This is a genomic window from Cellulomonas sp. NPDC057328, assembly GCF_042667215.1.
In the GTDB taxonomy this organism is placed as follows: domain Bacteria; phylum Actinomycetota; class Actinomycetes; order Actinomycetales; family Cellulomonadaceae; genus Cellulomonas.
This window is the reverse complement of the sequence record NZ_JBHUZW010000173.1, coordinates 1-5772: the sequence shown is the minus strand read 5'-3', so window position 1 is coordinate 5772 and position 5772 is coordinate 1. Positions and strand designations below refer to the sequence as shown.

Here is a 5772-nt window from a genome sequence, read left to right as displayed (position 1 = left end):
GCTCGTGGCGTCGCCGGGGTCGCCGGCGCCGACGTCGGCACCCGCGTCCCCGCCGACCACCGGCGCCCCGGCCGGCACGCCGCCCGGGGCGGCGGCCGCCCCTCCGCCCGTCCTCGCGCCCGTCCCTGCGCCCGTCCCCCCGCTCGCCCCGCCGCCCGACCGGCTGCGCGTCGCCGACGTCGCGGTCGACGTCCCCGTCGTCCCGGTCGGCGTCGGTGCCGGCGGCGCGCTCGAGCTCCCCGACGAGCCCGGCGCGGTGGGCTGGTGGCTCGCGGGCGCGCTGCCCGGTGCGGCCGAGGGCACCGTCGTGCTGGCCGGCCACGTCGACACCGTCACGGGGCCCGGCGTCATGGCCGACGTGCTCGACGCACCGCTCGGCGCGCGCGTCGAGGTCGGCGACGGTCGTGGCGGCACCGTGCCGTACCGCCTCGTCGAGCGGCGCGTCCTGCCCAAGTCCGCACCGCTGCCCGACGACCTGTTCGCGGTCACGGGCCCGCCCCGCCTCGTGCTGGTCACCTGCGGCGGCAACTTCGACCGCCGCACGCGGCACTACACCGACAACGTCGTGCTGCTGGCCGAGCCGGCCGCCTGACCGCCGCGCCGGCCCCGGGTCCCCCGGGTGGTCCCGGACGCCCGACCGGCGGACCCGCGCGGCGCCGCCTAGAGTCGCCGCGTGCCCGGCCGCCCCGTCCGTCTCGCCGCCCGGCCCGCCGACGCCGCCGAGGTGGCCGCGGGCCTCGAGTCCCTGCGCGCGGAGGTCGGCGTCGTGCGCGGCTGGCCCGCCGACGCCCTCGCGGAGGCCCAGCACGCCGCGCGCACGGGCGCGGCACCGGACGCCGCGGGGCGCGACGAGCTGAGCGTGCGGGCCGACCGCACGGACGTCCCGTTCGTCACCGTGGACCCCGAGGGGTCGACCGACCTCGACCAGGCCGTGCACGTGGCCCGGCACGGGCGCGGCTGGCGGCTGCGGTACGCGATCGCGGACGTCGCGTCCTTCGTGCGCCCGGGCGGTGCGCTGGACGTCGCGACGCACGAGCGCGGCAGCACGGTCTACGCGCCCGACGGGCGCGTGCCCCTGCACCCGGAGGTGCTGTCGGAGGGTGCGGCGAGCCTCCTGCCCGGGCAGGAGCGGCCCGCGGTGCTGTGGCAGGTCGACCTCGACGCCGACGGGGAGCCCGTCGACGTGCAGGTCGAGCGCGCGACCGTGCGCAGCCGGGCGCAGCTCACGTACGAGGGTGCGCAGCGGGCGCTCGACGACGGGACCGCCGACGACGTGCTCGCGGGCGTGCGCGCCGTGGGGCTGCTCCGCGAGGAGCGCGAGCGCGCCCGCGGCGGCGTCTCCCTCGACGTGCCCGAGCAGGAGGTCGTGCCGGACCCGGCGGGCGGCTGGTCCCTGCGGTTCCGCCGCACGCTGCCCGTCGAGGGCTGGAACGCGCAGGTGTCCCTGCTGACGGGTGCGGTGGCCGCGCGGGTCATGCTGGGGGCGGGCGTGGGGGTGCTGCGCACGCTGCCGCCGGCCGACGCCCGCGACGTCGCCCGCCTGCGCCGCACCGCCGCCGCGCTCGGCATCGCGTGGGACGCCGACGAGCCGTACGCCGACGTGCTGCCGCGCCTGGACTCGGGCACCGGCGCGCACGCGGCGTTCCTGCACGAGGCGACGTCGCTGTTCCGCGGCGCCGCGTACGTGGCGTTCGGCCACGACGGGCCCGCGCCGGCGGGCACGGACGCCGAGCACGCCGCGATCCGGCTGCCGTACGCGCACGTCACCGCGCCCCTGCGGCGCCTCGTGGACCGGTACGGCACGGAGGTGTGCCTCTCGGTGGCCGCGGGTCGCGACGTGCCGGACTGGGTGCGCGCGGCGCTGCCCGCGCTGCCGGCGACCATGGCCGGGACGGGCCGGCGCGCGAGCGCGTTCGACCGCGGCGTGCTCGACCTCGTCGAGGCCGTGGTGCTCGCACCGGCCGTCGGGCGCACGTTCGAGGGCGTCGTCGTGGACGCCGACGAGCCACGGGACGGACGGGTCCGCGGGCAGCTGCAGCTGCGCGAGCCGGCCGTGCGGGCGCGCGTCACGGCGGACGGGCCGCTGCCGCTCGGCGGGTCGGTCGAGGCTCGGCTGACCGAGGCGTACGTGCCACACCGACGGGTGGTGTTCTCGGTCGGATGTCCGGATCGTCCGGAATCGGCCCTAGCATCGCCCGCGTGACGCCTTCCCGTGGACGCCGGCTGGTCGTGGCCCTCGCCGCCGTCGCGGCGCTGCTCGCCGGGCTGGCCGTGGCGCTGTGGCCGCGCGTCGACGGCGCCCTGACCGTCGGCACGGCGCTCGAGCGGACGCAGGACCCCAAGCCGTGGGCCGCCGCGCTGACCGCGCCGACGGACCCCGCGCGCCCGGCGGACGCCGCGCCGCCGACGCCGACGTTCGACCTCGCGCAGCACTCCACGACCGACCCGCTGTCGCCGTGGGTCGTCGTCAACAAGCAGCACGCGCTGCCCGCGGAGCACGTCCCGCCGGACCTGGTCGACGTGGAGGGGGTGCTCGTGCGGGCCGCCGTCGCGCCGGACCTCACGGCCATGCTCGCCACGGCGCGCGCCGAGGGCGTGGCGCTGGAGGTGGGGAGCGGGTACCGGTCGTACGCGGCGCAGTCGGCGACCCGCGCGGACATCGAGGCGCGCCGGGGCTTCGCGCACGCCGAGCGGTACAGCGCCCGTCCCGGCCACTCCGAGCACCAGACCGGCCTGGCCGTCGACGTGGAGAGCGGCTCCACGCCGTCGTGCGACCTGCAGACGTGCTTCGCGACGACGCCCGAGGGCACGTGGGTGGCCCAGCGCGGCGCCGAGTTCGGGTTCGTCGTCCGGTACACCGAGCAGAACACCGCCGTCACGGGGTACGCCCCCGAGGGCTGGCACCTGCGCTGGGTCGGGCGCGAGCTCACCGGGTGGCTGACGGCCAACGGCGTGACGTCGCTCGAGGAGGCGCTCGGCGTCACGGGCGGGCCGGAGTACGCGGGCGGCTGACCGGGGGACGCCCGAAATGCGCGTGCCCCGTGCGGCGGCCCGCGCCTACCGTCGGCCGCATGACGTCCCCGGCGCACCCGCACGGACCGGCCCCCGCGGCCGGGCCGGCGCTCGTGGTGCGCGCGGACCGCGGCGCCGTGCTCGTGGTCCCGGCGGACGACGTCGCCGCGGCCCCGCGGCGGGTGGCGCTCGACCGCGACGGGCTCGTGCCGCAGCCGGACGGGACGCGGGTGCCGCCGACCGTGGGCGACGTCGTCGACGTCGCCGTGCCGGACGTCGCGGGACCGGACGGCGCGGGGCCGGACGGCGACGCGCCGCCGCGCGTGGCGGTGCTGCACCCCCGGCGCACCGCGCTCGTGCGCGACTCCGCGGACCGCACGTCGCTCGCGCAGGTGATGGCCGCCAACGTCGACGTGGTGCTCGTGGTCGAGCACCTCGACCCGGACCCCGACCTCGGCCGGGTCGAGCGGCTCCTCACGCTCGCGTGGCGGTCCGGTGCGACGCCCGTGGTCGTGCTGACGAAGGCGGACCTCGTGCCCGACCCGGCCGGCATGGCGGCCGAGGTCGCGGCGGTCGCGCTCGGCGTCGACGTGCACACCGTGAGCGTCCCGACCGGGGACGGCCTCGACCCGCTGCGCGCGCTGCTGCGCCCCGGCGTCGCCCTCGTCGCGGTCGGCCCGTCGGGCGCGGGCAAGTCCACGCTCGTCAACGCGCTCGCGGGCCGCGAGGTCATGGCGACCGGGGAGCGGCGTGCCGACGGACGCGGCCGGCACACGACCACCCACCGCGAGCTGGTGCCCCTCGCGGACGGCGCCGTGCTCGTCGACACCCCGGGCATCCGCGGCGTCGGCCTGGTGGCGGACGAGGACGCGCTCGACGCGACGTTCGCCGACGTCGCCGCGCTCGCGGCGCGCTGCCGGTTCCGCGACTGCGCGCACGGGACGGAGCCGGGCTGCGCCGTCCGGGAGGCGCTGGCCACGGGGGAGCTCGCCGAGCGCCGGTACGACAGCTGGCGCCGGCTCGCGAAGGAGGCGGCGTGGCACGCGCAGCGCACCGACGCCCGGCTCGCGGCCGAGGAGCGGGCCCGTCGCCGCCGCGCCACCCGCGACTACCACCGCGACGTCCGCGCGCGGCCCTGAGGCGGCACCGACCCCCGGCGTGCGCCCCCCGGCCGCGGTGCCGCCGACGGGTGCCCCGCATGACAAAACGATTAGGGATGCGCCGCGCGCTCGCCCCGACGGCGGTTCGTCGGGTTTGCTCGGGTCGATCGCGCGGGCGCCGGGTCGACGACGACGGCCGTCCCCGCGCAGACCCCGGGCCGCGCGCCGCGCGCGGGCTCACCTCCCGACCCGAGGAGCGCACATGTCCCCCCGCACGACGACGGTGACGTCCGTCCGCCGGAAGGTGGCCGCCGCGGTCGCCGCCGCCGCGGTCGTCACCACGGGCCTCACGGCCCTGACGAGCACGGCCGCGCAGGCCGCCCCCGGCTGCCGCGTGTCCTACGCCGTGAGCAGCCAGTGGCCCGGCGGCTTCGGCGCCAACGTCACGATCACCAACCTCGGCGACCCGCTGACCAGCTGGGACCTGCGCTGGACGCTCGCCTCCGGGCAGCAGATCGGCCAGCTGTGGAACGGTGCGCTGACCACCTCCGGCTCGGAGGTCTCGGTCCGCAACATCGGCTGGAACGGCAACGTCGCGACCAACGGCACGGTGTCCTTCGGCTTCAACGGCGCGTGGTCCGGCAGCAACCCGGTGCCCGGCCGGTTCACGCTGAACGGCACCGTCTGCACCGGCTCGGTCGGCACGCCGCCGGCCACGCCCACCGCGACGCCGACCCCCACGCCGACCCGCACCGCGACGCCGACGCCCACGCCGACGCCCACGCCGACGGTCACCACGCCGCCCGTGCAGAACAGCTCGCTCTACGTCGACACGGCCAACCAGTCGTACCGCGCGTGGCAGGCCGCGTCCGGCACGGACAAGGCGCTGCTCGAGAAGATCGCCCTGACGCCGCAGGCGTACTGGGTGGGCAACTGGGCCGACGCGTCCGTCGCGCAGGCCGAGCTCCGCGACTACACGGGCCGCGCGGCCGCCGCCGGCAGGACCGCGACGGTCGTCTTCTACGCCATCCCGGGCCGCGACTGCGGCTCCCACTCGGGCGGCGGCGTCGCCGAGTCCGAGTACGCGCGCTGGGTCGACCAGGTCGCGCAGGGCATCCAGGGCCGTCCGATCCTCATCCTCGAGCCCGACGCCCTCGCGCAGCTCGGCGACTGCGCCGGGCAGGGCGACCGCGTCGGGTTCCTCAAGTACGCCGCCCGGTCGCTGACGCAGGCCGGTGCCCGCGTCTACATCGACGCCGGCCACTCGGCGTGGTTGCCCGCCGCGGAGGCGGCGCGCCGCCTCCAGCTCGTCGGCTTCGAGCACGCGGTCGGCTTCGCGCTGAACACGTCGAACTACCGCACCACCGCGGAGTCGACGGCGTACGGCCAGGAGATCTCGCGCCTGACCGGCGGCCGCACGTTCGTGATCGACACCTCGCGCAACGGCAACGGCTCGAACGGCGAGTGGTGCAACCCGCGCGGTCGCGCCCTCGGGGACCGTCCCACCACGAGCACGGGTGTCGCCGGGCTCGACGCGCTGCTGTGGGTCAAGCTGCCCGGCGAGTCGGACGGCGCCTGCAACGGCGGCCCGGCCGCCGGCCAGTGGTGGCAGGAGATGGCGCTCGAGCTCGCCCGCAACGCCCGCTGGTGAGCCGCGGGG

Annotated in this window: 5 protein-coding genes; all 5 read left to right on the top strand. The window is 78.3% G+C overall.

Annotated features, from left to right (window positions below; genetic code table 11):
- On the top strand, nt 1-592 hold a 592-nt coding region (locus tag ACFUMH_RS18395; RefSeq protein WP_378208934.1), incomplete at its 5' end, for a class F sortase.
- A gap of 81 nt (nt 593-673) precedes the next feature.
- Nucleotides 674-2203: an RNB domain-containing ribonuclease gene (locus ACFUMH_RS18390; RefSeq protein ID WP_378208932.1), complete on the top strand. Its 1530-nt coding sequence runs from the start codon at nt 674-676 to the stop codon at nt 2201-2203.
- On the top strand, nt 2200-3012 hold the full coding sequence (locus ACFUMH_RS18385; protein ID WP_378208930.1) for a M15 family metallopeptidase: 813 nt from the start codon (nt 2200-2202) through the stop codon (nt 3010-3012). The genes ACFUMH_RS18390 and ACFUMH_RS18385 overlap by 4 nt, the downstream gene beginning before the upstream one ends.
- Nucleotides 3013-3071: 59 nt before the next feature.
- Nucleotides 3072-4151, top strand: coding sequence for a ribosome small subunit-dependent GTPase A (gene rsgA, locus ACFUMH_RS18380; protein WP_378208928.1), 1080 nt, complete (start codon nt 3072-3074; stop codon nt 4149-4151).
- 223 nt (nt 4152-4374) lie between these two features.
- Nucleotides 4375-5763 carry a glycoside hydrolase family 6 protein gene (locus ACFUMH_RS18375; protein WP_378208926.1) on the top strand — a complete coding sequence of 463 codons (1389 nt, stop codon included), beginning with the start codon at nt 4375-4377 and terminating at the stop codon, nt 5761-5763.
- Nucleotides 5764-5772: the final 9 nt, after the last annotated feature.

Bases quoted from the DNA above. Each gene is read 5' to 3' on its own strand.
- rsgA (WP_378208928.1), top strand. From the start codon at position 3,072: ATGACGTCCCCGGCGCACCCGCACGGACCGGCCCCCGCGGCCGGGCCG.
- ACFUMH_RS18375 (WP_378208926.1), top strand. From the start codon at position 4,375: ATGTCCCCCCGCACGACGACGGTGACGTCCGTCCGCCGGAAGGTGGCC.